The following is a 25950-nucleotide window of genomic DNA, read 5'->3' as shown; positions in this document are numbered from 1 at the left end:
AATCTATCTTCCGGTAGCGGATATAAAATATTTTTTCAAGCCAGCATGTAATACCAGAAAAGCGCAACTTCATCTTTTTCCGGCAGTGCCTGGTAAAGATAGCGATCGTACCCACCCAGAATAAATCCATAGTGACGATAGAACAGACAGGCTGAGACATTGACGTTCTGCGTCTCCAGCCGTAATCCGGGCGCATTGAGGCTTCGCGCCCAGACGTGGGTGGCGGACATCAGCTTATGCGCCGCGCCCGTTCGGCGTTTTGAGCGCACTACGGCAATATAATCCACCGAAATAAATTTATTCCAGTTGCAGGACGCGGTAATAAAACCGGCGATTTCACCGTCATCCGTTTCGGCGATAAGAAATATTGAATCCGGATTAACGCAATGATTTTCCAGCGTCTGGAGATCCAGTTCATAGGTTTTAAGATAAGGCTCGCTCAGCGCCTCGATATGCAAATCGCCATTAAGAAATGGCTCTCTGGCAATCTCATCAACCGTGAAAGAAAAATCACAACATTCAAGACGGGCGAGGTCGCTGCTTAATCCTTTTCGAATATGCATAGTATTCCTTAAGTGGACGTTATAAATAGATAATAGACGAAGCGGCATACCCTGCTGGCATAACACTCTGTAGATCCTGGTCTAAGCTTGTATTTCGTTCCGCGTAAAATGTGGTCATTCGAGGACAATGAATGGAATTCAGAACATGTCGCTGGCACTGGGGTGCTGAGTTTATTTCCGATGACGTGGTACGTTTTCGCGTCTGGGCTGAAGGGCAGAAAGATCTCACGTTGCGTTTAACCGATACCGACATTCCCATGGCGGCGGTGGGCGACGGCTGGTTTCAAATTGACGTGCCCGGCGTCAGGCACGGTACGACATATCAGTTTGTTTTACAGGATGGGATGGCGGTGCCGGATCCGGCCTCGCGCGCGCAGCAGTCTGACGTCAACGGCCCGTCGGTGGTGATCGACCCGCGTCGTAGCCTGCCCACGCAGCGGAGATGGCAAGGACGACCGTGGGAAGAGACGGTGATCTACGAGCTGCATATCGGCACCTTCACGCAGGAAGGCACCTTCAGGGCGGCCATCGATAAGCTGCCTTATCTGGCCGAACTGGGTATTACGCAGCTGGAAGTGATGCCCGTGTCCCAGTTCGGGGGGGCGCGCGGATGGGGGTATGACGGCGTACTGCTGTATGCCCCGCACTCGGCTTATGGTACACCGGATGATTTTCATGCCTTCATCGATGCCGCTCACGCGCTCGGGCTTTCCGTGGTGCTGGATATTGTACTCAACCATTTTGGGCCGGAAGGCAACTACCTGCCGTTACTCTCGCCGGCGTTTTTCCATCAGGATCGTATGACCCCGTGGGGCAACGGTATCGCCTATGAGGTTGACGCGGTCCGGCAATACATTGCCGAGGCGCCGTTATTCTGGCTGTCTGAGTATCATCTTGACGGTCTGCGCTTCGACGCCATCGACCAGATCCATGACGACGCAGAGACCCACATTCTTCCCCACATTGCGGAACGGATCCGCGACGCGTTTCCGGATCGGCATATCCATCTCACCACCGAAGACAGTCGCAACGTCATTTTCCTGCATCCGCGCGACGAACATGGTCAGACGCCGCTTTTCACCGCCGAATGGAATGATGATTTTCACAACGCCGCGCATGTTTTCGCGACCGGTGAATCTCACGCCTATTATCAGGATTTTGCCTTTGAGCCGGAGAAAAAGCTTGCGCGGGCGCTGGCCGAAGGCTTTGTCTACCAGGGGGAAATCTCGCTTCAGACCGGAAAATCGCGCGGGGTAGAGTGTCGCGAGCAGCCGCCGCAGTTTTTTGTCGATTTTATTCAGAACCACGATCAGGTCGGCAATCGTGCCCAGGGTGAGAGGCTCATCTCTCTGGCTGGCGCGGATAAAACGCGGGTGCTGTTCGCGGCGCTGCTCCTGTCGCCCCATATTCCGCTGCTGTTTATGGGTGAAGAGTATGGCGAAACACATCCGTTCCTCTTTTTTACCGACTTCCACGGCGACCTGGCGAAAGCGGTGCGGGAAGGGCGCGCGAAAGAGTTTACCGGCCATGCCGGGCACGATGAAACCGTACCGGATCCCAATGACGTAAATACCTTTATGCGGTCGAAGCTTGACTGGAACAAGGCAGACACGGAGGAAGGCAGGGCGTGGCTGCACGATACGCGCGAACTGATTGCGCTGCGTCAGCGCTATGTCGTCCCGTTGCTGAAGCAGCACGGCGCGGTTGAGGGTAACGTCCTGCAAACGGCGCTCGGCATGGTTGCCGTGAGCTGGCGTTTTCCGTCCGGCACGCTGTCGCTGGCGCTGAATATCGGTAAAAAGCCGCTCACCTTGCCGGACCTGCCCGGAAAAACGATCTTTAGCTGGCCGGAGGCAGTCGAAAACCTGCCGCCGAACAGCATTGTTGTTCGCTTTGCTGATGGAGAAGCAGCGCTATGATCCCTTCCTCTACTTACCGAATTCAGTTTCGCAACGGCATGACCTTCGATCGCGTGGTGGACCTGATTCCGTATATGAAAGACCTCGGTATCAGCCATCTTTACGCGTCGCCTGTTTTCACCGCAACCACGGATTCCACCCACGGCTATGACGTGACCGACCCCAACGAAATTGACCCGGCGATTGGCGGGCGGGAAGGGTTTGACCGCATGGCGGCGGCGCTTAAACAGGCGGGGATGGGGCTGATTCTGGATATCGTTCCTAACCATATGTCGACCTCGCTGGAAAACCGCTGGTGGCGCGATGTTATCGAACACGGCCGGCAGAGCCGCTATGCGGCATATTTTGATATCGACTGGTCCCGACCGCTGACGTTGCCGTTTCTTGGCGACACCTTTGAAGCCGAGCTGGAGCGGGGGGCTATCACCTTAAAACGTGACAGTGTCACCAACGGCGCGGCGCTGGTTTACTATGATACCGCCTATCCGCTTAATCCCGGCACGTATGACGAAGGCAAGAGCATCACTGAGATCCACGAGGCGCAAAGCTGGCGGCTAATGTCCTGGCGGGAAGCGCCGAAACAGCTTTCATGGCGGCGCTTTTTTGAAATCACCGGGCTGGTGGGCGTGCGGGTAGAGGATGAGGCGGTATTCGCAGACACGCACCGCCTGATCCTTGAGCTTGTCCACGCCGGGATAGTCGACGGCCTGCGCATTGATCATGTGGACGGGCTTGCCGATCCGCTGGGCTATTTGCAGCGCCTGCGTGCGGCGACCGGGCCGGATTGCTACATCACGGTAGAGAAGATCCTCGCCAAAGGGGAACAGCTTCCTCCGGAATGGCCGGTCTCGGGTACCACGGGCTATGAGTTCATTGCCTCGCTGGCAGAAGTACTGGTTGATGATACCCACCTCTCGCGGCTGGAGACGCTCTACGACGAGACGCTGGGTACAACCGTGGACAGGCAGGCGGAACTTCGCAAAGCCAAAGGGCTGATGACCGATCGTAACTTTGAAGGTGAATTTACAACGCTGCTCAAAATAGCCAGCGAGCTGGCCGGGCATAACGGCGCAGAAGTGGAGCATGAAGATATCCGCCATGCCCTGCGCGAGCTGCTTATCGCGTTTCCGGTGTATCGCACCTACGGCACCGGGGAGGGACTGACGCCACCGGATGTGGCGCTGCTCAGCCGCGTGGTCGCCAGCGTCAACGCCTCTGAACCGGCCCTGAGCCTGATCGTGCGTATTCTTACCGGCGATCTGCCGGAGGATGACCGCGCGCTGGCCTCGCTTTTCCGCACCCGTTTTCAGCAGTTGACCGGGCCGCTGATGGCGAAATCGGTAGAGGATACGCTGTTCTTCCGCCATAACCTGGAGCTGGCCCTGAACGAAGTCGGTGCCGACCCGACGCCGCGCGCATTTTCACTCTCCCGTTTTCACCAGGAAATGCGCATTCGACTTGCCCGCCAGCCCGATGCGCTGCTGGGGACTTCCACCCACGACACCAAACGCGGCGAGGATGCGCGAGCACGTCTGTATACGCTGACGGAAGCGCCAGATCTGTGGGGAGAGAACCTGGCACGCTGGCGGCAGATGAACCAGACGCAGGTCCGATTCCTCAACGACGGCACCGCGCCGAACGCCGCCGATACCTGGATGATTTTCCAGGCGCTGGCGGGCGTCTGGCCAGCCACGCTGTCGCCTGACGATCGCGACGGGCTTACGTCACTGGAAGAACGTTTCCTCGGGTTTATTGAGAAAGCCCTACGCGAGGCCAAGCAGCGTACCGACTGGATCGACAGCAATGAAGGGTACGAGAGCGTGGTGCTGGACTACGTGCGCCATCTGCTTTCCCCGGATAACACCCTGTTCCTGCGTGATTTCAGCGCCGCACTCCAGCCGTTTATTCGGGCTGGGTTAATGAACAGCCTGAGCCAGACGGTGATCAAGCTGACTGCGCCAGGCGTACCGGACATCTACCAGGGCAGCGAAGGGCTTAACTTCAGCCTGGTCGACCCGGATAACCGCCGCGAACCGGATTTCACCGCGCTGGCGGAAAACCTCAGCGTAGCGGATGGCACCCTTTTTAACGATGCGCAACGCTGGCGTGACGGCAGCGTGAAGCAGTACGTCACCGCCACGCTGTTACGGCTTCGACCGCATTACCCTGCGCTTTTCCGCTACGGCGACTGGCTGCCGCTGAAGGTGACCGGCGAGCGGGAGGAGAATCTGATTGTTTATGCCCGCATAAAAGATGACGAGGCGCTGATCGTCGCCGTGCCGCGCCTGGTGTTTGACGTCACCGACAATGCAATGCTGTGGGCCAATACTACCGTGGCTATCCCCCAGGAGCTGGCCGGGAAGCACTACCGGGATCTGTTTACTGGTGAGCGTCGCCGTCTGCCAGAGACGCTGGATTTAACGTCTGAAAAGGGATGTTTGTTGGTTCTGCTTACCTGCGAATAATCGAGGAGAACAAAAATGCCAAAGGATACAACGTTTGAAATTCGGGCCGGTCATGGCCAGCAGTTGGGCGCAAATTATGACGGGAAAGGGGTGAACTTCGCCCTGTTTTCCGCCCACGCGGAGCGGGTGGAGCTGTGTCTGTTTGACCCTTCGGGAAAAACAGAAATCGCCCGCCTGGAACTGCCGGAATATACCCATGAGGTCTGGCATGGCTATGTGCCGGATCTGGAACCGGGGGCGCTGTATGGCTACCGTGTTTATGGCCCTTACGATCCGGAGAACGGTCACCGCTTTAATCCCAATAAGCTGCTTATCGATCCCTATGCCCGTGAACTGGTGGGTGACATTGAGTGGAACGATGCCCACTTCGGCTATGAGCTGGGACACGACGAGCTGGATCTCAGCTTTGATACGCGAGACAGCGCGCCGTTTACGCCCAAATGTAAGGTCATCGACCCCAATGCCGTTGACTGGCAAGACTCCCGCCGGCCCGATATCCCATGGCCGCATACCGTGGTCTATGAGAGCCACGTAAAAGGCTTTACCCAGCTTAACCCGGCTATTCCGCCTGAACTGCGCGGTACGTTTGAGGGGATGGGGCATAAAGCCTCGGTGGAGTACATCAAAAGCCTCGGCATTACCTCGGTCGAGCTGCTGCCGGTTCACTGGTTCCCGGACGATCAGCACCTGCTCGATCGCGGCCTGAAAAACTTCTGGGGCTATAATTCGCTCGGCTTCTTTGCGCCAGCGTCCCGCTATTACGGCCCGGCGGGGATCCAGGGTTTCCGCGACATGGTACGTGCCTATCATGACGCGGGCATCGAGGTGATCCTCGACGTGGTCTATAACCACACGGCGGAGGGCAACGAGCTAGGGCCAACCCTGTCGTTTAAGGGGATAGATAACTTCTGTTATTACCGCACCATGCCGGATCAGCATCGGTATTACATCAACGACACCGGCACCGGGAATACCGTTAACACGTCGCACCCGCGCGTGTTGCAGATGGTCATGGACTCCCTGCGCTACTGGGCAGAATCGATGCAGATTGACGGTTTCCGCTTTGACCTCGGGACCATTCTCGGACGTGAGCCGGAAGGATTCGATCCGCGCGGCGGCTTCTTTGATGCCGTAACCCAGGATCCGGTGCTGTCGAAGCTGAAGCTCATCGGTGAGCCGTGGGATATCGGGCCCGGCGGGTATCAGGTGGGCGGCTTCCCGCCAGGCTGGGGGGAGTGGAACGACAAATACCGCGACACGGTACGCGAATACTGGAAGGGGGATAACGTCTCTAACGATTTTGCCGCTCGTCTGTTAGGGTCCGGGGATTTGTACGATCTCCGCGGGCGTCGTCCGTGGGCCAGCGTCAATTTTATCACCGCGCATGACGGCTTTACGCTCAACGACCTGGTGTCGTACAACGAGAAACATAACGCCGATAACGGGGAAGATAATAACGACGGACATAACGATAACCGGTCGTATAACTACGGCGAAGAGGGGCCGACGGAGAACCCGGATATCATTGCCACCCGCGAGCGGCAAAAGCGCAACTTCCTCACCACGCTCTTTTTCTCCCACGGCACGCCGATGCTGCTGGCAGGTGATGAGTTTGGCCGGACGCAAAAGGGCAATAATAACGGCTATTGTCAGGACAGCGAGATCTCATGGGTAAACTGGGAAGGGCTCTCTGAAAACGACGAGAAGCTGCGCGACTTTACCCGTAGGTTGATTGCCCTGCGCGCGAAGCAACCGCTTCTGCGACGTGAAAACTGGCGCGACGGGCTTGAGATCCGCTGGTTTAACGCCGGCGGCGGACCGCAGCAGTCGGAACAGTGGGATGAGGGATCCACCCTTGGTCTCGCCATCAGCCGTTCCGATCTTGTGCAGGAAGAGGGCGTCTGGCACGACGTGCTGATGTTGTTTAATCCGTTTGAAGGCACGGTGCCATTCCAGATCCCGCAGTTTGGCGAAGGGGGCTGGGTGCTGGAACTCTCGACGGCGGATGATGCCCCCACAGGGGAGATCATCACAGAATCCATCGATTATGAACTGGCCGGGCGGAGTATGACACTTTTCCGCCGTCCTTAAAGCGAGGCCGCCGCGCGTGCGGCGGTATCATACAGGGAGGAGATCGCGCGGAGTAACTGCGCGGTCTCACCAATCGACGTTCCCGGAATGCCGCTTTCCGCGTGAATGTTGATCAGGCAGGCTTCCCGCACCTCACGGTACTTCATGCACAGCGCTTTTCCCTCCTCCGTGGTAGAGAAAAAGAGCTCCTTTCCGGCTTTCTCGCTGGTGACATATCCCGCCTTGACCAGCTTCTTCAACGCATACGTGACCACATGCGTATCTTCCACGTTCAGCACAAAACAGATGTCGGCCAGCTTTTTCTTGCGGTTGCGGTGGTTCACGTGGTGCAGAAGAGAAACGTCAAAGGCCCCCATGTCCGGTTCACCCGCTGCGGTCATGCAGCGCACCATCCATTTGTTAAACGCATTGCTGGTCATGATCAGCGCATATTCCAGCTCCGACAGTTCGGCACACCGCTCCGAGACGAGATGGCGGGAAGAGACGATACGCCCGTCCGCAATATCATCGTGGTTTAACGCGCTCGTCTTTTTCTTTTCCGTCATAACGATCTTCCCCCGAAATGTAAACCCGTCGATAAAATAAGAACATTTTATTGATAAATTGTTTACATGTTTTTGACGTTCAGATATAGCTTTTTAGTGCAGGTTCTGTGGAGCCTGACGCAAAACACAACATCGCGCGCCGTAATGCACCGGCTTCGCTCTGCTGCGAAGTATAAAAAATAGCCGTCGGCGCGCAACGCTCACTTTGGATAGGGTAACGTTTATGGACAGTTCTACACTGTTGCCACTTATCGGGATTCCGGTGGTGGTTATTGGTTTTGCACTGCGTTTCAACCCGCTGCTGGTTGTCGTGGTGGCGGGGCTGGCGACGGGCCTGCTGGTTGGCATGGATTTCGGTATGCTGCTGGAAACCTTTGGCGAAAAGTTCGTGAATAGCCGATCGCTTGCCACCTTCATTCTGATCCTGCCGGTGATTGGCCTGCTGGAATATTACGGGCTAAAAGAGCGCGCCCAGGCCTGGGTTGCGAAGATCGCCAGCGCCACCTCGGCGCGTATCCTGATGCTCTACTTTGTTGCCCGCGAAGGGACGGCTGCGCTGGGCCTGATGTCGCTTGGCGGCCATGCGCAAACGGTGCGTCCGCTGCTGGCGCCGATGGCGGAAGGGGCGGCCCTGAATGAATACGGCGAACTGCCGCAGACTATCCGCGACAAAATCAAAGCCCACGCCGCCGCGTGTGACAATATCGCGGTTTTCTTTGGGGAAGATATCTTTATCGCCTTTGGCGCGGTACTGCTGATTGATGCGTTCCTGAAAGAGAACGGGATCGAGGGGATCGAACCGCTGCATATCGGCCTGTGGGCTATTCCGACCGCCATTGCGGCACTGATCATCCATATGACGCGCCTGCTGCGCCTCGACGCCAGCATTCGTCGCGACGTGATGGCCTGGAAAGCAGAGCAGGGCACGCAGGAGATCGCACCATGATGACCCTCATTACCATTAACCGCGTGTACTACCTGATCGGCTTCGTCGTGATGCTGCTGGTTGTGATGACCCTTCGCGACCGCGCTAACCCGAAACGCTATACCACGGCGCTGTTCTGGTTTCTGTTCGGCGGGATCTTCCTGTTTGGCGATCTGATGGTGCAGGAGCTGGGTAAGTCGCTGGCGTATCGCATTATTGGCGGCGCCGTTATCGTGATTGCGCTGCTGGCCGGTTTCGGTCTGGTCGGGAAGGGGCATTATAAAATGTCCACCGACGAGGAACGTGTTGACTCGTCGAACCGGCTGAAAAACTGGCTGTTTTTACCGGCACTGATGATCCCCGTGGTCACGGTCATCGGGACGCTGTTTCTGAAAGGCGTGTCGATTGGCGGCGTTTATCTGCTCGACCAGAAACAGCTTACGCTGGCGGCGCTGTGCGTGGCCTGCGTGGCGGCTATCCTCACCGGCTGGTGGCTGACAAAAGGTACGCCGCTGCATGCGGTGCGTCAGTCGCGTCGGCTGGTCGATACCATTGGCTGGGCGGTGATCCTGCCGCAGATGCTCGCCATGCTCGGCGGGGTGTTTGTGGTGGCGAATACCGGCGAATCGGTACAAAAGGTGGTCAGCCTGTTTGTTAACCCGGACAGCCGCTTCATGCTGGTGGTCATTTACTGCGTGGGGATGGCGCTGTTTACCATGATCATGGGTAACGCCTTCGCAGCCTTCCCGGTGTTAAGCGCCGGTATCGCTCTGCCATTCCTGATTAACGTCCATCACGGTAACCCGGCGCCGCTGCTGGCTATCGGCATGTACGCTGGCTATTGCGGCACGCTGATGACGCCGATGGCCGCCAACTTCAACATTGTGCCCGCCGCGCTGCTGGAGCTAAAAGACAAATATCAGGTTATCAAGATCCAGATCCCGACCGCGTTAACCCTGCTGGTGGTGAACGTGTTCTTAATGTATTTCCTCGTGTTTCGCTAAGGAGCTGCAATGGAATTAACGCAACATCAGGCTGACGCCTTTGCAAGAATGCCGTTGACCTATTTACGTCAGGAATACCCGAACCACATTATGCATCTGCTCAACGATGACGGCGACGTTCTGCCGCCTCGCGAGCTGCACCCGATCTTTTACGGCTGTTTTGACTGGCACTCTGCGGTTCACGGCTACTGGCTGCTGCTGCGCTGTCTGCGTCTTTGGCCCGAACTGCCGTGCCGGGAAGAGATCATCACTCTGTTCGAAGAACACCTGACCGACGAGAAGGTGGCGAAGGAACTGGCCTATTTTACCGCGCCGTTCCGCGCGTCGTTTGAGCGGCCTTATGGCTACGGCTGGCTGCTGGCGTTGGCGCAGGAGCTGAAGCAATCGTCACTGCCGCAGGCGGAGCGCTGGTACCAGACGCTGCAACCGTTAACGCGGGATATTCGCCAGCGGCTGGTAGATTACCTCAGCAAGCTTACCTATCCCATTCGCGTCGGCACGCACTACAACACGGCGTTTGCGCTCGCGCTGGGGCTGGATTATGCCCGGGCGGTGACGGATGACGGGCTTGAACAGGCGATCCTGGACGCGGCGACGCGCTTTTATCATACGGACACGCAATATCCGGCGCATTATGAGCCGGGCGGCGACGAGTATATCTCCGGGGCGCTGACCGAGGCCCTGCTGATGAGTAAAGTGGTGGAGAATTTCCCGGCCTGGTTCGATGCGTTTCTGCCTGAGGTGGGTGCCGTTTCTGCGCTGATGAACCCGGCTGAGGTAAGCGACCGCACCGACCCGAAAATCGCGCACCTGGACGGGCTTAACCTCAGCCGCGCCTGGTGCATGAAGCACATAGCCCGCGCCTTGCCGGAAGATCATTCCGCCCGACAGGCATTGCGCGATGCCGTTGCGCGCCATCTTTCGGCAAGCGTGGAACATGTTGTCGGCAGCCACTACAGCGGCGGCCACTGGCTGGCGAGTTTTGCGCTGCTGGCGCTGGAGTAGCGCTTAGTTATATTTTCGCACTCATCCTGTTTCGGCAGGATGAGTGATTTTACGCAACCGGCTCGCGCTGACGGCGACCGCTACCGCAGAAGCTGCGGCGGCGATCCACAGCGCAACATGAATTGACCTGTCATCTGCGGCCAGCAGAACGCCCACGGCGGCGGCGCCCAGACACTGTCCGAACGTGCGCATAATGGATAAAACACCGGATGCATAGCTCGCATGCTCACGAATAACGTTTGAGAGCATTTCCCGGTTATTGGGACTCTGAAAGCAGCCAAACCCCATTCCGCACACCAGACTTCGCAGGCAGATATCCCACATTGCAGGGCGGGCGGGTAACGTCGCCAGCAGGATTAAACCGACGACAAAAATCACCAGCCCAAGGGTGGATATCGCCGGGGCTGAAATCGTGTCCGCCCACCGGCCTGCATGCGGCGCAATCAGTACGATCCCTAACGGCCACGGCGTAAACAGCAGGGCCGACACCACCGGACAGTAGCCGTATTCGCTCTGAAACAGGAAGGGCAGCGCAATAAAGGTGATCCCCTGGCTGACAAAAGCAATCATCGACGTGAAGGCTGCGAGGGTAAAACGTTCATTTTTAAACATCGTCGGCGGCAGTAAGGGGTTATCCGTGCGGCGGATCTGCCAGATAAAAGCCATGCCGCTCAGCGCAGCGAGCATTGTCCAGTAAAGGCTACCGAGATGATAAGTCGCGTCCTGGAGGCTGTTCGCCGCCATGATCGTCGAACCCAGCAGCAGCGCCGACAATATGGCGCCCGGGGTGTCGAAAGGCGCTGGCTTTCGAACCGCATCCCGCGGCAGCGCTTTGACAGCCAGCAGTAAGGCGAGGGTGCCGAGGGTGCCGGGAACAACGTTAATCGCAAACAGCCATTGCCAGCTCAGGGAATGAAGGATCGTCCCGCCCAAAACCGGCCCGATAGCGGAGCTGGAGGCAATGAGCAGGGCGTGCAACCCCAGAATGCGGCCAAGCAATCGCCCGGGAAATACGGACCGCAGGATTGCGGGGGCAATACTCAGCGTCGCCGCGCCGCCGATCCCCTGAAGCACGCGCATGCCAATAAGTACTTCGGACGTATTCGCCAGCGCGCAACCCAGCGATGTCAGGGTAAAGGTCGTCAGGCCTGCCAGAAATACGGGGCGGTAACCCAGGCGGGCCGCCAGCGCCGCGAATATCGCCAGCGACATCGCGGCCGACAGCAGGTACCCGTTGGCGAACCAGACGGCAATACTGGCAGGTACCTGCATCACCTGAGCCATAGAGGGCAGGGCAATGTTAATCATGGTGCCATCAAACACGCCCATTAAGGTGGTGGTCATTATTGCGGCCAATACCCGCGCGCGCGCCGGGCCAGGCAGTCCTTCGTCGTCGGGGTGACTGGAAAAGAGCGTCATCATGTTGTCCTCTGAAAAGAGTGTATGGATGACAGAACTATAAAGATGGCTTTTACAGGGCGGAAGGCGCACCATTTGCACTTTATCGTTGCATGAAACGCCTTATATGAAGGTGCAGGGAGGAAGGGTAATGTCCGATCCCGATTTTAATTTGCTGGTAGCACTCGACATATTACTGAGTGAAGCGAGTGTCGCAGGTGCCGCACGTCGGCTGAACCTCAGCACCTCGGCCATGAGCCGGACATTAAGCAGGTTACGCGACGTCACAGGCGACCCGATCCTGGTGCGCGCCGGGCGTAGCATGGTACTGACCCCGTGGGCCGAAGCGACTCGGGATCGCGCCAGGCGTGCAGTGCACGAGGCGAGGGCGGTATTGCAGCCCTCAACTGAAACATTCAGCGCGCGAAGTCTGGCGCGTCTTTTTACCATCAGGGCAAACGATGGTTTTGTGGTGGCGTTTGGGCCTGCGCTCATAGCGGCGGTTGCCGACGCCGCGCCGGACGTCTGTATACGCTTCGCGCCTAAGCCGGAAAAAACGTCGCGCTATCTTCGTGAAGGGCTGGTTGATCTGGAGATTGGCGTCCAGAGCAATATGGGGCCTGAAATACGGCTGCAACGACTGTTTGAGGATCGGTTTGTGGGCGTCGTGCGTAAGGGGCACCCGCTGGCTAAGCAGGCAAAAATAAGCGTGAAGGATTATGTCGCCTGGGGCCATGTGGTAGCGTCACCCGAGGGCGCGTTGCACGGTTCCGTTGACGATGCGCTGGCCGAACTGGGAACAAAACGTAAAATCGCGAGCGTCGTACCGGGATTTCCGACGGCGCTGTCCGTGGCGCTGGCATCGGAGCTTATCGCCATGATACCCGCGCTCTATATACTCAATCAGCAGGTAACGGACCAGGTACACGTTTTCGAGCTGCCGTTCAAAAGCCGTCGTATTACGGTATCACAGATGTGGCACCCAAGAATGGAACGCGACCCCGCTCACCGCTGGCTGAGAGAGCAAATTCTTACGATATGCGGTGTGGAGAGGTCAGACAGGATTAAGGGATCTGTATAGCGATTGCTATACGCACCGCGTATGCTATGATTGTAAAGCAATTGCTATACATGAGGTATTCCCATGAAATCAGATGTTCAACTCAATCTCAGAGCCAAAGAATCCCAGCGGGCGCTTATCGACGCCGCCGCAGAGATCCTCCATAAATCACGTACAGACTTCATTCTGGAGATGGCCTGTCAGGCAGCCGAGAATGTGATCCTCGATCGACGTGTATTCAATTTTAACGATGAGCAGTATGCAGAGTTCATTGACATGCTCGATGCCCCGATCGCGGGCGATCCTGCCATAGAAAAACTGCTGGCAAGGAAACCGCAGTGGGACGTGTAACAGCACCAGAGCCCTTATCCAGCGTCCATCAACTGGCGGAGTTCGTCAGTGGAGAGGCCGTGCTTGACGAATGGCTAAAACAAAGAGGTCTGAAAAACCAGGCGCTCGGCGCAGCCCGAACGTTTGTCGTTTGTAAAACGGGCACGAAGCAGGTCGCGGGATTTTACTCACTGGCTACCGGCAGCGTTAACCATACGCAAGCGACAGGTAATCTGCGGCGTAACATGCCGGATCCCATTCCCGTGATTATACTTGCCCGTCTGGCTGTGGATGTCTCGTTACGCGGAAACGGGCTGGGAGCCGATTTACTCCACGATGCGGTTTTACGCTGTTATCGGGTAGCTGAGAATATCGGGGTGCGGGCGATCATGGTTCATGCACTCACTGAGGAAGCCAAAGCGTTTTATATCCACCATGGTTTTAAAACATCGCAGACTCAGGAACGGACACTGTTTCTCAGGCTTCCTCAGTAGAAAGGGAAGGGATGAATGCGATGGGCTTATCTGATGAGGGATAGGCTTTATAATATCTCATTTAACATAATATACATTATGCGCACTAAGATTGATTATAAACAAAACCAGCCGTTTCGGGTTCATCCTTGTTCTGCTCATTAAGTGCATTATGCCCATCGGTTTTATGCCTTAACGCTCATAACTGTCGTTACAGTCTTGCGTGTTCTCTACGGCAGTCACCTGCACATCCTGAAAGCGCAGCCCATCCACACCGGAAATTTTCCCGAACTCTGACGCGTCTATCAAAATCCCCTCCAGCGTTAACCCGGCCACAGGACGTTCCGGATACCCCTCAATGAAAAATGCCCGCGAGAAGCATTTGTTATCTGAGCGACGCGCCGTCATATTTTTAATCGTCAGTCCGGTAACCGCAGTAAGACCGGCTTCGCCTTCAACACCTTTGGCCAGCTTGTGCCAGTGTTCTGGTTTATCAGATAAATTGCTCTGTTCGCCATAGCTATACTGCGGAAACCAGTTCAGCTGGATCAGCACCGGAAAACGTACGTCCGTAAGACGTAAATTTTGGACGGTGATATCGCGAATAAATCCGCCCCGGTTGCGGGCCGACTTAATGCGAAACCCGACGCCCGTACCGTTAAACGCATTATCTTCTATCAGGACGCGTTCAATGCCGCCTGAGGTTTCGCTCCCCAGCGTGATCCCGGACCCTTTATTCAGCGTACAACCGCGAATCACTATATCCCGGGCGGTACGTGCTTTTTGCGCCGCTTCGCGTCCTCGTCCTGATTTGATGCAGATATTGTCGTCATTGCAGGAAACAATGCAGCGTTCAACCCGCACCTGTTCACATGAATCGATATCAATCCCGTCGGTGCTCGGCCCCGCGGAATTGCTGATTTGCACGCCCTCAACCGCAATATGGCGCGAATAACAGAGGTGCATGTTCCAGAATCCGGACTCCCGACTGGTAAAATCACGCAGCAGAATGCTCTGGCTTTCAAAGACCAGGATATTGCGCGGGCGCTGACAGTCGTAATCAACCACCCAGCGCAATCCTCTGGCGCTATAATCGCCGACCATGCCGCTGCGCTCGTCATCTCCCCAAAAGCGTTGCCACCAAATGGCACCCTGCCCGTCTATCGTACCCGTACCGGTAATATTGACGTTTTCACACTCGATGATATTGATAATGCCTGCCGGCCAGCGCATATCAATGCCGGCTATCCGGGTGTTTATCAACGGATAATCAGCCAGATCCTGGCTTCCCACGAGATGTGCGCCAGCGTCCAGGCGAAGCGAAACATCGTTTTTCAGGAACAGTGCGCCGGTCAGAAAACGGCCGGGCGGAATAACAATGACATCGTTCTGTTGAGCGCTATTTATGGCCTGCTGAATGGCAGACGTTGACAGGCGTTGCGCGGTTGGGTCCGCGCCGTACGCCAGAATGGAGATCGCTTTCATGGCTTGTCCTTAAACAGATGAAAGCCTTAGTCTAGAAATCCGCGTGATGGATAACCTTTGTCTGTTTGACAGCCACGCGGTCAGGCTGGCAAAAAAGCGGATATTTACTGGCTTACGATCACCGCAACGCCCTTTTCTTTCATAGCGCTCACCCAGCGTTCATCCGTTGTATCTTCAACAACCAGCGTATTCATCAGCGACAGGTCTCCAATCACGAACGCCGAGGCCGTGTTGATCTTTTCCGGTGAGGCCAGTACCACCGTTTCCGCCGCTCTGCCGGAAAATGCGCGTTTGATGCACGCTTCTTCGTAATCTCCGGTGGTCAGCCCGGCCTCAGGATGAACGCCGGTGACACCCATGAAGAACAGATCTGCCTGAATATTGTTGATACCTTCAATAGCGGCCGCGCCTACCGTGACGATGGAGTGTTTATACAAACGACCACCAATCAGGATCACCTCTATACACGGATGGTCGACCAGACCCAATGCGATACCCGGACTGTGCGTCACCACGGTTATCCGTAAATCGGGTGGCAAGAAGGTAATCAGTTCGGAGGTAGTCGTCCCGCCATCGATGATCACCACCTGCCCCGGTGAAATGAGCTGCGCGCCTCGCCGTGCCACGCGTTTTTTTGCATCCATTTTAACGGACTGACGCTCGGCGAAAGGCGCAATCGCTGATGATGCTGGCAGTGCGCCGCCGTGAACACGCTGCAAACGCCCTTCTGCCGCCAGTTCACGTAAATCCCGGCGGATAGTGTCCTCAGACACCGAGAAAAAGAGGCTGAGCGCAGTAGACTGGACCTGGCCTTCCGCCTCCAGTTTTTCCAGAATCAACTGTTTGCGCTGACTTGTGAGCATTCTTCATTCCTGATATTGCACGATATTACTTGTATTTGCACGAAAGTGCTGTTTATGATGTTTACTCTACGAGAGGAGAGCCAAACGTGCAATTAAAACGTGCAGATATACGCATCATCAACAGCGAAACGTTGTCCGACAACTGGTATAACCTGAAAAAATACACTTTTGAACTCCAGCGCCGGGATGGCGACTGGCAGCGGCAAGAGCGTGAAGTATATGACCGCGGGAATGGCGCGACGATCCTGCTCTATAATCGCGACAGCAAAACCGTCATTCTGACGCGTCAGTTCCGTTTCCCGGTGTTTATCAATGGTCACGAGGAGGATCTTATTGAGGCGGCCGCCGGGTTGCTCGATAACCTTGACCCGGAAAGCCGGATTAAAGCCGAAGCGGAAGAAGAAACCGGGTTTAAGGTGACGCGCGTAGAGAAAATTTTTGAGGCCTATATGAGCCCGGGCTCGGTTACCGAGAAACTCTACTTCTATCTGGCGGAATATCAACCGCAGGATCGGACCAGCGCGGGCGGCGGCGTTAAAGCAGAGGGGGAAGATATCGACGTGCTGGAAATGACGCTGGACGACGCGCTTAGGGGCATTGAGAATGGCCAGATTGTCGACGGAAAAACTATTATGCTGCTGTATCACCTGGCCCTGAAAGGCATTTTATAATCCCACAATTAGCCAGATACCTGCTCCGGCGCAGGTATTTGCCTGTGCTATTCTTGCTGAACACCTCAACATGGAGATGCGAAAATGGCCGACTGGGATCCCTCACTTTATCTACAGTACAGCGCAGAACGCACACGTCCCGCCGCTGAGTTACTTGCCCGGGTGCCGCTTGCTGACATAACCTCTGCCGTGGATTTGGGCTGCGGGCCAGGCAATAGTACCGCGCTGCTGAAACAACGCTGGCCTTCAGCGCAGATCGCCGGCGTGGATAACTCCCCGGCCATGCTGGAGGAAGCCCGACAGGCCCTGCCAGACTGCCACTTTATTGAGGCGGATATCCGTCACTACAAACCTGACCAGCCTCTTAGCCTGATCTACGCTAACGCCTCACTGCAATGGATCCCGGACCATTACCACCTTCTGCCACACCTGATTTCATTGCTCCAGTTAAACGGCGTGCTGGCGGTGCAAATGCCTGACAACTGGCTTGAGCCGACGCACGCCCTTATGCGTGAAGTTGCCTGGGAACAGGGCTACCCCGATCGTGGCCGCGAGCCATTGCCGGGTATCCATGCCTACTACGATATTCTGACGGAAGCGGGATGCGACGTGGATATCTGGCGCACCACCTATTTCCATCAGATGAGCTCTCATCAGGCGATGATTGACTGGGTCAGCGCGACAGGGTTACGACCGTGGTTACAGGAACTTAGCGAGAGCGAGCAGAAAAACTATTTGAAACGCTATCTTGAGCTGCTGAAAGAGCAGTATCCGCTCCAGGAAAACGGGCAGATACTGCTGGCTTTTCCGCGCCTGTTTATGGTGGCTCAGCGGGTCCCGTAAGCCGGATCAGGAACGCGCTTCCTTGAGCAACTGCTGAATGACGGCCTCCTGCTTGTCGTAGTGACCTTCGCCAAACGCGGTGTATCGCAGTTGCCCTTTCGCATCGAAATAGTAATGTGCTGGCCAGTACTGATTTCCGAACGCGCTCCAGATTTTATAGTTATTATCCGTCACTACGCGGTACGGCAGCCGCCATTTGTTGACCGCGTTTTTCACCGATGATAACGGCTTTTCCCAGGGGTATTCCGGGGTGTGGACGCCAATCACCACCAGACCTTGTGACTCATATTTCTTCGCCCAGTCACGCACGTGCGGAAGCGTGTGCTGGCAGTTGATACAGTCCCAGGTCCAGAAATCGATAAGCACAACTTTACCGCGCAGGGACTCAGACGTGACAGGGTCACCGTTTACCCACCCCGTACCGCCGCTTAATGAGGGTAGCTGGCTGCTCGGCGCCGCGTCAGCGACCGGTTGCAGTTTCAACTGCGTGGAAGTTGGTTGCGTAAGACTCAACAGGGCCTTTTCCAGCTGGTCGGTAAGCCCGTTGGCACCTTTAAGTGCCGAGGTCATCCCGCTGGCGTTGAACGCAACGGCAGCTAACATCATCACTCCCGCTCCCTGACGCAAACGCGCCATCAATGCGGATTTGGCTCTCAGGGGGGTTATCAGCTTACGGCCCCCCGCGACAAGCAGCCCCAGCATCAACGCGCACCCACTGCCGTAAGCGGCTAACAGCGCTCCGGTTGCGATGGCCGAGTGGCCCGCAATATTAATGCTGAAGATCGCCCCGAGAATCGGTCCGGCACAGGGGGACCACAGAAGTCCAACGGCCAGCCCTGCCAGAAAAGCCGAAACCAGGCCGCGTCGATGCATGCTGTGGGTGTTGAGAACGTTTCCCGCGCTGACCGCCGGGCGGGCAATGCGCTGAGCGAACTGCGGAAATATCAGGGCCAGTGCAGCAATGCTCAGTACCAGCAGCGCAATCCAGCGACCTATAACGGTGGCGTCAGCGATCCACTCGCTGGCAACCGTTACTACCATCGCCACCAACGTGAACATCACAATCATTCCTGCCAGAAGCGCCAGAATGTGTTTGCGCTGCCCCTGAAAGCCGGCGAACAGCAGAGGAATGACGGGAAGCGTGCACGGACTGAGCAGGCTAATCATGCCGCCTAAAAAAGCGATTATCAGAAACATAACGACCTCACGATACGGTTGCTGCGAAGGTGCAGTGAGGTCATTTCACCTTACTAATGTGTTCAGGCCGTGTGTGAAAAGCTGAATTTTGTCTGCCTGCGTATCGGCACGGAGTGCAGATACACAGGCGTACAATTAACCGCGCGGAAGGGTCACGCTTACGGCCAGCCCGCCCTCCGCCCGGTTTGCAAGCTGCAATTTCCCGTCAAGCTGGGCGGTGAGCTGCGCGGCAATGGCGAGGCCTAACCCGGTGCCGCCCGTTTCCCGGTTGCGCGACGTTTCAACCCGGTAGAACGGCTGTAACACCGCCTCCAGTTCTGCCTCCGGGATGCCGGGGCCGTTATCCATAATGCGGATCGCTACCTGCCTTTCATCTTCATCAATCTCTATCACCGCGCTTTCGCCAAACTTCAGCGCATTATCAAGCAGATTAGTCATTACCCGCCGCAATGCCTGCGGGCGGGTGACGATCGGCAGACGCGTATGTCGTGCATGAAACTGCACGTTTTTACCAATGTCCTGATAATCACTGGCGATGCTGTTTACCCACGCGTTCAGCTCGAGCTTCAGCGTGGTCTCTTCCAGAGATTCTGATGACCGGGCATAGGCAATCCCCTCCCGTACCAGTCGCGACATATTATCCAGGTCGCTCAGCAGCTTCTCGCGGAGTTCGGGCTGACCCGCCATTTCGATCCGCAGCTTCATGCGCGTGATGGGGGTCTGGAGATCGTGAGAAATGGACGCCAGAATCTGCGCGCGTTCACGCAGATAGGTCTGTATCCGCGACTGCATCTCATTAAAAGCGTGGGCTGCCTGGCGCACCTCAACCGGACCATTTTCAGCCATCGGAGAATGGGCCGCAGGATCGAGGGAATCAACCGCGCGCGTGAATTGCAGGAAGGGCCGGACAACCTGGCGCACGGCAATCCAGGAGCAGAGCGCGACAAGTAACAGCTGAAGAACCAGCACAACGGGTAACCAGCTGGCGACAGGCGGCATGCGCGGGATCAGATCGATGGTGAGCGGAGCGCCGTCGCGGAGCGTCAGATGGGCCTGAATATGGGAAATCGGCCCTGGCACCGCCGTAAAGTGGAGCGGATATTGGGCTGAAAGCGTCTCTTTCAGGGTGCGAACCGCATCCCGCGAGCGCTTGTCCGTTGGCGCGGCGCCTGCCTCGCCGGGGCCAAGGATATAACGATAATTACCGCGACTGAGCCGTTCCAGCCACTCTGGGCGCTCTTTGGCCGGAAGCCGGTCGAGAATGGCCACGCTGGTCGCCACGTCATTCTCAAGATTGCCCAGCATAACCGTACGCGCGCTGTGCATTCGCTCAACCATGACCAACGTCAGGCTGAGCGCGTTAGCCAGCAAGAGTCCCAGCAGCACAATGATCAGCAGCCGGGCCAGTAAGGTGCGGGGCCACAGCGTCATTCATTGGCCTCGACGATGGTCACCGGCATGGTAAAGACGTAGCCCTCGCTGCGAACGGTTTTAATGTAGGCCGGCGTGCGGGCATCTTCATTCAGGCGCTGTCGCACGCGGCTCACCAGGAGATCAATCGAACGCTCAAACAGTTCGGCATCACGTCCCTGCGTCAGGTTCAGCAGCTGATCGCGGCTCAGCACCCGTTGAGGATGATCGAGGAATACGCGCAAAAGGCGATACTCCGCCCCGCTGAGCGCCACAACCATCCCCTCGTTATCAATCAGATGACGCGCCACGGTATCCAGCTGCCATTCACCGAACACCACCAGGCGCCCTGCCTCGGTCACCTGAAGATTAGGCGGCATAGTACGAAAACGACGCAGGATGGCTTTGATACGCGCCAGCAGTTCGCGGGCCACAAACGGTTTCACCACGTAATCGTCAGCGCCCATCTCCAGCCCCAGGATCCGGTCCGTGTCCTCGTTGCGTGCCGTGAGCATCAGGATCGGCAGATCCTTATGCCTGCTGCTGCGCAGCTGTCGACACAGCGTCAGGCCATCATCGCCGGGCATCATCACGTCCAGCACCACCAGGTCGATATGCTGTTTGTCGAGCGCTACGCGCATCTCTTTCCCGTTCGCCGCGCCAGAGGCGTGGTAGCCGGATTTCACGAGGTAATCGACAATCAGTTCTCGAATATCCCTGTCGTCATCGACGACAAGGATGTGATCAATATGCTCCACCGCAGGCTCCTGATTAAGAGGTAACGGATTGAAAATAGCACATATCAGAGCTTATCCGCGTCGACAACGGCTTTAACAAAGTCCTGCGGATCTTCCTGCGGCGGGTTGTGGCCAACCGTTGCGCCGAAAGTACGGTGCTCATATTTTCCGGTGAATTTCCCCGCATAGGCCGCGGGTGCAGGATGTGGTGCCCCGTTGTTACCGCCCTCGATGGTGATGGTCGGCACCGTAATGTTCGGCAGCGTAGCCAGCTTTTGTTCATAGGCGTCATATTTCTGCTCACCCTTCTCCAGCCCCAGACGCCAGCGGTAATTACTGAGCGTGACGGCAACGTGGTCCGGATTATCGAGGGATTTGGCGCTGGCATTGAAGGTGGCGTCGCTGAATTTCCAGTCAGGCGATGCCTGGGACCAGATCAACCGGGCAAAATCGTGCGTATTTTTAGCATAGCCTTCCGCCCCGCGCGGCGTGGCAAAATAGAACTGATACCACCACTGAACCTCTGCCTTCGGCGGCAAAGGCTGCTTGCCAATCGCCTGGCTGCTGATCAGGTAGCCACTTACCGAGACCAGCGATTTCACCCGTTCCGGCCAGAGCGCCGCAACGATATCCGCCGTGCGCGCTCCCCAGTCATAACCGGCAAACACCGCCTGTTTGATATTCAGGGCGTCCATCAGGTTGACAATGTCTTTTGCCATTGCCGAAGGCTGGCCGTTTCGCGGCGTTTTATCAGAAATAAAGCGCGTGGTGCCGTACCCGCGCAGGGACGGAACAATGACACGATACCCCTTCGCGGCCAGCGCGGGGGCCACCTCTGCATAACTGTGAATGTCGTACGGCCAGCCATGCAGCAGGATCACCGGTTGCCCCTCTTTTGGCCCGATATCGACGTAACCGACGTTCAAATCGCCAGCGTTAATCTGTTTAACCTGGTTAAAGGCCGACGCGTAATCCTTACCCGTCGCTTCTGCCTGACAGGACATTACGGTGCCAAGCGAAACGCTCAGGGCGACGGCTGAGTATGCGAGTTTATTAAACATGATGTTATCTCCGGGTAAGTTCAGTTGACGGAGATATAACACCATGCGTTTGTATAGGAGATGTGTGCGGATGCGGTTTTATTGCATACCTGTGTATGTATCACAGACGCAGATACAGTGTGATACAAACCCAGGTATTACACGACTAAAGCGAGATTCGGTACCGGACGTAATCGTCGGCTTCACCATAGTGGTCATACAGCTTACGCGCCGGATTGTTCATGCGGGTTACCCAGTAGAGTTTTGACCACCCTTCCCGCTTGCCTTCGTCGATCAGGGCGTCGATAAGCGCTTTACCTGCCCCTGCGCCACGTTCGCCAGCGTCAACAAACAGATCTTCCAGATAGCAAACGGGCGCGGTTGACCAGGTCCCTTCATGCAGGACACACATGGCGAAGCCGATGACGTTGCCGTCTTTCTCCACGACCCGGCAAAACAGGGATGATGAACCTGAGAGCGCTCTTTCCCAAGTGGCCGCGGTAACGGACTCGTCGAGGTAGCACTCATAACAATGGGTATAGCCATCCCACAGCGGTCGCCATTGTGGGTAATCTTCTGCCTGTAACGGGCGTACGATGAGTGTCATGTGTTCCTCACATTATCCTTACTGCTCTTCAGGCGCATGATGCGAGCCAGCGTGGCAAGACGCTTCGAACGACAATATAGCGTGAACAGCACAAAGCCTCGACTGTTTAACACCATACGGCTAATTACCAAAGCGATCGTTGCAATGATCAGCTGCCAGCTACTGCCGTCAGAAATGGTCAGATAGTGAAGCCATTGCAGTACCGTTAATGTCAGCAGGATGATGAAAAGCGCTAAAAACCCTGTTAGTCCTGAAGTGTATCCCCGGGCAAGGAAGGCACTCGCGAGCATCAGGAAGATAAGTATCGCTAGCGATGGGACAAAAAAACTGAGTGCATGTAGCGTTGGCGGCATACTGGATATTGTCTGGAGAAATGGCAGCAAATTAAACGCAAAAATCACCAGAAATAGCGGTAATAATATCGCTACCGGATAAGCATTTTGCCGTGGCAGCTCACTAAGCGGGCGTGAAAAATACCGCTCCAGTTCGGGTGTGGAATGGTTTAATAAATCATTGTCATGACGGGCAATAGCGTCCTCAATCCGTTTTCCGTGTTGCAGGAGCTCGTAAGAAACGTGTCCGGTTAACAAGTGCAGAATTTTCATCAGAAAACCGCCAGTGACTGGATAGTACCGATAATGTATTTACTGGTGCGAGGTATGTTCCCCGGAGCGGCAATAACTCCGCTTACAGCGCTTCCTGCAAGCGCCGCGGCATTCGTTACAACTTGACTTAATTGCCTGGTGAGCTCAACCTGAACAGGACCCGATGGGAATCGTTTTGGATAAAAGCCTGCTCGAATAAGCGCTTTGACTTCTTTATTGCTTATACCAGGGTTTTGAGCGCGAATAATTAATTCAGTCAGTCGAGCACGGTCCTGACGAGGATAACTTTTTAGCCACTCGGTTGCTTTCAAGGACGAAACGGATTTCATAGCGCGCCAGGTAGTAACAGCCTCTTTAAGTGCACCGCCTGCGCTTGCCAGAGAAATGACATCTAAGGAAGTGGATGTCGCGACATACCAGTCCTGAGTATCCAGCCAGGCGACATTGGCACCGTCATTTTCAACCAAATCATAAATTCGATAAAGGCCATTCACACATTGCAGACCGGTGGCAGCCGTTCCGGCGTAGCCAATAGCGACCAGTACGCTTCCCCCGCCTGCGGTAAGGGGAGTTGCTGCTGTTCCAGCGAGCATCACTCCGCCAGTTATGATCATCGCGCCACATGACAGAACGGTTGAGGCAATTTCAGTTCCCATGGAAGTAGATGAAACTGCATCACTCAATACTTTTCCTGCTGTGGAAGCAGACGGAAACGAGGAGGCTTTGGTCACGATAACATGCGTTACTATTCCACTTTGCCCTTGAGGATGTCTTTTGCCGGGTCGCACCAGGAAGCGTTGGGGGCCGTCAGAGTAAATGATACCCGCGTGAGCAAATTCACGATGACAGTCCATGGCGGCACCAAGCGCTTTAAAATCGAAATCCGCAGCCCCAACTCCCGACATTTTCGCAAAATCGTAGCCCGGTAAGTTTTTATCAAGGTTTATCCCAGGTAAAACCATACCCTTCTCCTTCTCAAGCAGGTTGATTACGTTAACTCAACATCGTTTTAGTACAGTACATCGCAACAGAATGTTATTAAGATGAAAATACCAGAACCCAAACAAAAGCATAACGCTTAATGATGGAGATCAGCGGATGACCATACCCACGCTTACCACCGAGCGCCTGATATTACGCCCCCTGATTGCAGAAGATGCCGTCCAGATCCAGCAACGCTATCCGCGCTGGGAGATTGTCCGCTATATGGTGGCTTCAGTCCCCTGGCCCTATCCGGACGACGGTGCTGAAAACTACGTCAACAACGTTGCCTTGCCCGATATGGCCAAAGACATTGCATGGTTCTGGACGATTCGCCGTCGCGAAGCGCCTGACGAGCTGATGGGGCTGATTTGCCTGTATGACGTTGAGGACAATAACAGGGGCTTCTGGCTCGCACCGGAATTTCAGGGCCAGGGATATATGCGCGAGGCGAGCGTTGCGGCAACGGATTTCTGGTTTAATACGCTCAATAAACCGGTGTTACGCGCGCCGAAAGCGGCTGCAAACAGCCGCTCCCGACGTATTTCAGACAGCAGCGGCATGCGGCTCATCAGGACGGAGAAGAAAGCCTATGTCAGCGGCCTGCTGGATTCGGAGCTGTGGGAAATCACCCGCGACGAGTGGAATGCCCGTCAGGTCAGCTGATAATGCTTATCCGGCATCAGTCTGTCAGGGATGTTCTCTTCATCGTTCATCTGCAACAGATCGCGCTCCATCATGTTGCAGATGGCGTCCAGCGGCAGATCGTTATCTTCCGTCCCAAACGGATCTTCCAGCTCTTCCGCCAGCGTGTCCAGCGAGATAAAGGTGTAAGAAATCAGCGCAGAGACAAAGGGCGTCATGTAATGCAGATCAACAACCAGCGCAAACGGCAGCATGATGCAGAACAGATACACCGTCCGGTGCAGGATCAGCGTATAGGCAAACGGGACTGGCGTATTGGCGATACGCTCACAGCCAGCCAGCACGATGGACATATCGTTCAGGCGGTTGTTGAGACTGTGAAACAGGATGTCTGAAAGGTGTCCGCTACGCCGCCGCACGGCCAGCCACTCCCCCATGATCAGCAGGATACGGTTCGCCGGCGAGTTGGCGTCCATCACTTTGCGCAAATCGTCAGGAGCCAGATAGCGGGACAGCTGATCGGCATTGGTTTCTCTGCGCAGGGTCATACGCAGACAGTTAGCAAACGCGATTTGCAGGCGGACAAACTCTCCGAGATGTTTATCATCCGGTAAGGTGTTTTTTACCTCGCGAAACAGCGAGCGCGCCGCTATCATCAACTGCCCCCAAAGCAGACGCGCCTCAACGTAGCGCGAATAACATGCGTTATTGCGAAACCCCAGGAAGATAGCGATAGCCACGCCCAGAATGCTGAACGGCGCGACGGTAAACCGGATACCCAGCGAGGTGTACCACGGCAGCATGACAATCACGGCGATAGAAAGCAGGAAGTTAAGCAGCAGTCGGGTATAAATTTTGGGAAGTACCGAACCATGCCAGACAAAAATCAGTTGCAGCCAGTGCTGTTGAGGACGAACAATCATAATCAGCTTCAGAAGAGTAAAGAGCGCGGCTATTAAACGTGATCCCCCTCACGGTTGCAAGCATGTTAATAGTTCATTGCATCATCTGACCTGTTAAGCATCAATCGCACGGTGCTGCATGAGTTTTTTTAAAAAAAAACGTATAGTATGTTGTAACTAAATGGG

25 protein-coding genes are annotated in these 25950 nt (G+C 55.8%); 12 read left to right on the top strand and 13 right to left on the bottom strand.

The window, feature by feature from the left end; genetic code table 11:
- Nucleotides 1-35: 35 nt before the first annotated feature.
- Nucleotides 36-563 (bottom strand): GNAT family N-acetyltransferase, encoded by a 528-nt coding sequence (locus G6Q29_RS00830; protein ID WP_165464161.1) that lies wholly within the window; start codon nt 561-563, stop codon nt 36-38.
- A 131-nt stretch (nt 564-694) separates the two neighbouring features.
- Here G6Q29_RS00830 and treZ point away from each other — a divergent pair, with 131 nt between their 5' ends.
- Genes treZ through glgX form a run of 3 tightly spaced genes read left to right on the top strand, consistent with a single transcriptional unit; the run spans nt 695 to nt 7038 of the window.
- A complete protein-coding gene (gene treZ / locus G6Q29_RS00825; protein WP_165464160.1) occupies nt 695-2482 on the top strand; it encodes a malto-oligosyltrehalose trehalohydrolase in 1788 nt (595 codons plus the stop codon).
- On the top strand, nt 2479-4947 hold the full coding sequence (gene treY / locus G6Q29_RS00820) for a malto-oligosyltrehalose synthase (RefSeq protein WP_165464159.1): 2469 nt from the start codon (nt 2479-2481) through the stop codon (nt 4945-4947). Before treZ ends, treY begins: the two co-directional genes overlap by 4 nt.
- 15 nt (nt 4948-4962) lie before the next feature.
- Nucleotides 4963-7038, top strand: a complete 2076-nt coding sequence (gene glgX / locus G6Q29_RS00815) for a glycogen debranching protein GlgX (protein WP_165464158.1) — start codon at nt 4963-4965, stop codon at nt 7036-7038.
- Here glgX and G6Q29_RS00810 read toward each other — a convergent pair.
- Complete coding sequence (locus tag G6Q29_RS00810; protein WP_165464157.1) at nt 7035-7583, bottom strand: winged helix DNA-binding protein; 549 nt, start codon at nt 7581-7583, stop codon at nt 7035-7037. The two genes, glgX and G6Q29_RS00810, sit on opposite strands and share 4 nt — an antisense overlap.
- A 223-nt stretch (nt 7584-7806) precedes the next feature.
- On the opposite strand from G6Q29_RS00810, the gene G6Q29_RS00805 reads away from it, so the two are divergent.
- The 3 genes from G6Q29_RS00805 to G6Q29_RS00795 are packed head-to-tail and all read left to right on the top strand — an operon-like array spanning nt 7807 to nt 10517.
- On the top strand, nt 7807-8529 hold the full coding sequence (locus G6Q29_RS00805) for a DUF969 domain-containing protein (RefSeq protein ID WP_003857121.1): 723 nt from the start codon (nt 7807-7809) through the stop codon (nt 8527-8529).
- Nucleotides 8526-9512 (top strand): DUF979 domain-containing protein, encoded by a 987-nt coding sequence (locus G6Q29_RS00800; protein WP_165464156.1) that lies wholly within the window; start codon nt 8526-8528, stop codon nt 9510-9512. Before G6Q29_RS00805 ends, G6Q29_RS00800 begins: the two co-directional genes overlap by 4 nt.
- Nucleotides 9513-9521: 9 nt before the next feature.
- Complete coding sequence (locus G6Q29_RS00795) at nt 9522-10517, top strand: DUF2891 domain-containing protein (protein WP_165464155.1); 996 nt, start codon at nt 9522-9524, stop codon at nt 10515-10517.
- A 21-nt stretch (nt 10518-10538) separates the two neighbouring features.
- Here G6Q29_RS00795 and G6Q29_RS00790 read toward each other — a convergent pair whose 3' ends face one another.
- Nucleotides 10539-11936, bottom strand: coding sequence for an MFS transporter (locus tag G6Q29_RS00790; RefSeq protein ID WP_165464628.1), 1398 nt, complete (start codon nt 11934-11936; stop codon nt 10539-10541).
- Nucleotides 11937-12066: 130 nt separating this feature from the next.
- Here G6Q29_RS00790 and G6Q29_RS00785 point away from each other — a divergent pair, with 130 nt between their 5' ends.
- From G6Q29_RS00785 to G6Q29_RS00775, 3 genes are all read left to right on the top strand, one after another.
- On the top strand, nt 12067-12996 hold the full coding sequence (locus G6Q29_RS00785; RefSeq protein WP_165464154.1) for a LysR family transcriptional regulator: 930 nt from the start codon (nt 12067-12069) through the stop codon (nt 12994-12996).
- Between the two features lie 63 nt (nt 12997-13059).
- Nucleotides 13060-13326, top strand: a complete 267-nt coding sequence (locus G6Q29_RS00780; RefSeq protein ID WP_165464153.1) for a DUF1778 domain-containing protein — start codon at nt 13060-13062, stop codon at nt 13324-13326.
- Entirely contained in the window at nt 13314-13799 is a 486-nt protein-coding gene (locus G6Q29_RS00775) for a GNAT family N-acetyltransferase (RefSeq protein WP_165464152.1), read from the top strand. Before G6Q29_RS00780 ends, G6Q29_RS00775 begins: the two co-directional genes overlap by 13 nt.
- A 171-nt stretch (nt 13800-13970) precedes the next feature.
- Here G6Q29_RS00775 and G6Q29_RS00770 read toward each other — a convergent pair whose 3' ends face one another.
- Nucleotides 13971-15263 (bottom strand): glycoside hydrolase family 28 protein, encoded by a 1293-nt coding sequence (locus G6Q29_RS00770; RefSeq protein ID WP_165464151.1) that lies wholly within the window; start codon nt 15261-15263, stop codon nt 13971-13973.
- Between the two features lie 104 nt (nt 15264-15367).
- Nucleotides 15368-16126, bottom strand: a complete 759-nt coding sequence (locus tag G6Q29_RS00765; RefSeq protein ID WP_165464150.1) for a DeoR/GlpR family DNA-binding transcription regulator — start codon at nt 16124-16126, stop codon at nt 15368-15370.
- A gap of 86 nt (nt 16127-16212) precedes the next feature.
- Between G6Q29_RS00765 and G6Q29_RS00760 the strand changes: the two genes are divergently transcribed.
- Nucleotides 16213-16797, top strand: a complete 585-nt coding sequence (locus tag G6Q29_RS00760; RefSeq protein WP_165464149.1) for an NUDIX domain-containing protein — start codon at nt 16213-16215, stop codon at nt 16795-16797.
- An 84-nt stretch (nt 16798-16881) separates the two neighbouring features.
- The gene (tam, locus tag G6Q29_RS00755) at nt 16882-17640 is read left to right on the top strand and encodes a trans-aconitate 2-methyltransferase (RefSeq protein ID WP_165464148.1); all 759 of its coding nucleotides are present in this window, start codon (nt 16882-16884) and stop codon (nt 17638-17640) included.
- Between the two features lie 6 nt (nt 17641-17646).
- Here the strand turns inward: tam and G6Q29_RS00750 are convergent, their stop codons facing one another.
- From G6Q29_RS00750 to G6Q29_RS00720, 7 genes are all read right to left on the bottom strand, one after another.
- Entirely contained in the window at nt 17647-18837 is a 1191-nt protein-coding gene (locus G6Q29_RS00750; RefSeq protein ID WP_165464147.1) for a cytochrome c biogenesis protein/redoxin, read from the bottom strand.
- Between the two features lie 135 nt (nt 18838-18972).
- Nucleotides 18973-20268 carry an ATP-binding protein gene (locus G6Q29_RS00745; RefSeq protein ID WP_165464146.1) on the bottom strand — a complete coding sequence of 432 codons (1296 nt, stop codon included), beginning with the start codon at nt 20266-20268 and terminating at the stop codon, nt 18973-18975.
- Nucleotides 20265-21005, bottom strand: a complete 741-nt coding sequence (locus G6Q29_RS00740; RefSeq protein ID WP_165464145.1) for a response regulator — start codon at nt 21003-21005, stop codon at nt 20265-20267. Before G6Q29_RS00740 ends, G6Q29_RS00745 begins: the two co-directional genes overlap by 4 nt.
- 44 nt (nt 21006-21049) lie before the next feature.
- A complete protein-coding gene (locus tag G6Q29_RS00735) occupies nt 21050-22045 on the bottom strand; it encodes an alpha/beta fold hydrolase (protein WP_165464144.1) in 996 nt (331 codons plus the stop codon).
- Between the two features lie 145 nt (nt 22046-22190).
- Complete coding sequence (locus tag G6Q29_RS00730) at nt 22191-22631, bottom strand: GNAT family N-acetyltransferase (RefSeq protein WP_165464143.1); 441 nt, start codon at nt 22629-22631, stop codon at nt 22191-22193.
- Nucleotides 22628-23236 (bottom strand): hypothetical protein, encoded by a 609-nt coding sequence (locus tag G6Q29_RS00725; protein ID WP_033487946.1) that lies wholly within the window; start codon nt 23234-23236, stop codon nt 22628-22630. The genes G6Q29_RS00730 and G6Q29_RS00725 overlap by 4 nt, the downstream gene beginning before the upstream one ends.
- Nucleotides 23236-24198 carry a hypothetical protein gene (locus tag G6Q29_RS00720; RefSeq protein WP_165464142.1) on the bottom strand — a complete coding sequence of 321 codons (963 nt, stop codon included), beginning with the start codon at nt 24196-24198 and terminating at the stop codon, nt 23236-23238. Before G6Q29_RS00720 ends, G6Q29_RS00725 begins: the two co-directional genes overlap by 1 nt.
- Nucleotides 24199-24334: 136 nt before the next feature.
- On the opposite strand from G6Q29_RS00720, the gene G6Q29_RS00715 reads away from it, so the two are divergent.
- Nucleotides 24335-24883 carry a GNAT family N-acetyltransferase gene (locus tag G6Q29_RS00715; RefSeq protein ID WP_165464141.1) on the top strand — a complete coding sequence of 183 codons (549 nt, stop codon included), beginning with the start codon at nt 24335-24337 and terminating at the stop codon, nt 24881-24883.
- Here the strand turns inward: G6Q29_RS00715 and G6Q29_RS00710 are convergent.
- Nucleotides 24871-25785: a bestrophin family protein gene (locus tag G6Q29_RS00710; RefSeq protein WP_165464140.1), complete on the bottom strand. Its 915-nt coding sequence runs from the start codon at nt 25783-25785 to the stop codon at nt 24871-24873. The genes G6Q29_RS00715 and G6Q29_RS00710 overlap by 13 nt on opposite strands.
- Nucleotides 25786-25950: the final 165 nt, after the last annotated feature.

The organism is Enterobacter cloacae, from assembly GCF_011078175.1.
Lineage (GTDB): Bacteria > Pseudomonadota > Gammaproteobacteria > Enterobacterales > Enterobacteriaceae > Enterobacter > Enterobacter cloacae_Q.
This window is presented reverse-complemented; position numbering and strand designations above follow the sequence as displayed.

Excerpts from the sequence above, each read along its gene's own strand:
- G6Q29_RS00830 (WP_165464161.1), bottom strand. The coding sequence starts at position 563 with ATGCATATTCGAAAAGGATTAAGCAGCGACCTCGCCCGTCTTGAATGT.
- treZ (WP_165464160.1), top strand. The coding sequence starts at position 695 with ATGGAATTCAGAACATGTCGCTGGCACTGGGGTGCTGAGTTTATTTCC.
- treY (WP_165464159.1), top strand. The coding sequence starts at position 2,479 with ATGATCCCTTCCTCTACTTACCGAATTCAGTTTCGCAACGGCATGACC.
- glgX (WP_165464158.1), top strand. The coding sequence starts at position 4,963 with ATGCCAAAGGATACAACGTTTGAAATTCGGGCCGGTCATGGCCAGCAG.
- G6Q29_RS00810 (WP_165464157.1), bottom strand. The coding sequence starts at position 7,583 with ATGACGGAAAAGAAAAAGACGAGCGCGTTAAACCACGATGATATTGCG.
- G6Q29_RS00805 (WP_003857121.1), top strand. The coding sequence starts at position 7,807 with ATGGACAGTTCTACACTGTTGCCACTTATCGGGATTCCGGTGGTGGTT.
- G6Q29_RS00800 (WP_165464156.1), top strand. The coding sequence starts at position 8,526 with ATGATGACCCTCATTACCATTAACCGCGTGTACTACCTGATCGGCTTC.
- G6Q29_RS00795 (WP_165464155.1), top strand. The coding sequence starts at position 9,522 with ATGGAATTAACGCAACATCAGGCTGACGCCTTTGCAAGAATGCCGTTG.
- G6Q29_RS00790 (WP_165464628.1), bottom strand. The coding sequence starts at position 11,936 with ATGACGCTCTTTTCCAGTCACCCCGACGACGAAGGACTGCCTGGCCCG.
- G6Q29_RS00785 (WP_165464154.1), top strand. The coding sequence starts at position 12,067 with ATGTCCGATCCCGATTTTAATTTGCTGGTAGCACTCGACATATTACTG.
- G6Q29_RS00780 (WP_165464153.1), top strand. The coding sequence starts at position 13,060 with ATGAAATCAGATGTTCAACTCAATCTCAGAGCCAAAGAATCCCAGCGG.
- G6Q29_RS00770 (WP_165464151.1), bottom strand. The coding sequence starts at position 15,263 with ATGAAAGCGATCTCCATTCTGGCGTACGGCGCGGACCCAACCGCGCAA.
- G6Q29_RS00765 (WP_165464150.1), bottom strand. The coding sequence starts at position 16,126 with ATGCTCACAAGTCAGCGCAAACAGTTGATTCTGGAAAAACTGGAGGCG.
- tam (WP_165464148.1), top strand. The coding sequence starts at position 16,882 with ATGGCCGACTGGGATCCCTCACTTTATCTACAGTACAGCGCAGAACGC.
- G6Q29_RS00750 (WP_165464147.1), bottom strand. The coding sequence starts at position 18,837 with ATGTTTCTGATAATCGCTTTTTTAGGCGGCATGATTAGCCTGCTCAGT.
- G6Q29_RS00745 (WP_165464146.1), bottom strand. The coding sequence starts at position 20,268 with ATGACGCTGTGGCCCCGCACCTTACTGGCCCGGCTGCTGATCATTGTG.
- G6Q29_RS00735 (WP_165464144.1), bottom strand. The coding sequence starts at position 22,045 with ATGTTTAATAAACTCGCATACTCAGCCGTCGCCCTGAGCGTTTCGCTT.
- G6Q29_RS00730 (WP_165464143.1), bottom strand. The coding sequence starts at position 22,631 with ATGACACTCATCGTACGCCCGTTACAGGCAGAAGATTACCCACAATGG.
- G6Q29_RS00725 (WP_033487946.1), bottom strand. The coding sequence starts at position 23,236 with ATGAAAATTCTGCACTTGTTAACCGGACACGTTTCTTACGAGCTCCTG.
- G6Q29_RS00720 (WP_165464142.1), bottom strand. The coding sequence starts at position 24,198 with ATGGTTTTACCTGGGATAAACCTTGATAAAAACTTACCGGGCTACGAT.
- G6Q29_RS00715 (WP_165464141.1), top strand. The coding sequence starts at position 24,335 with ATGACCATACCCACGCTTACCACCGAGCGCCTGATATTACGCCCCCTG.
- G6Q29_RS00710 (WP_165464140.1), bottom strand. The coding sequence starts at position 25,785 with ATGATTGTTCGTCCTCAACAGCACTGGCTGCAACTGATTTTTGTCTGG.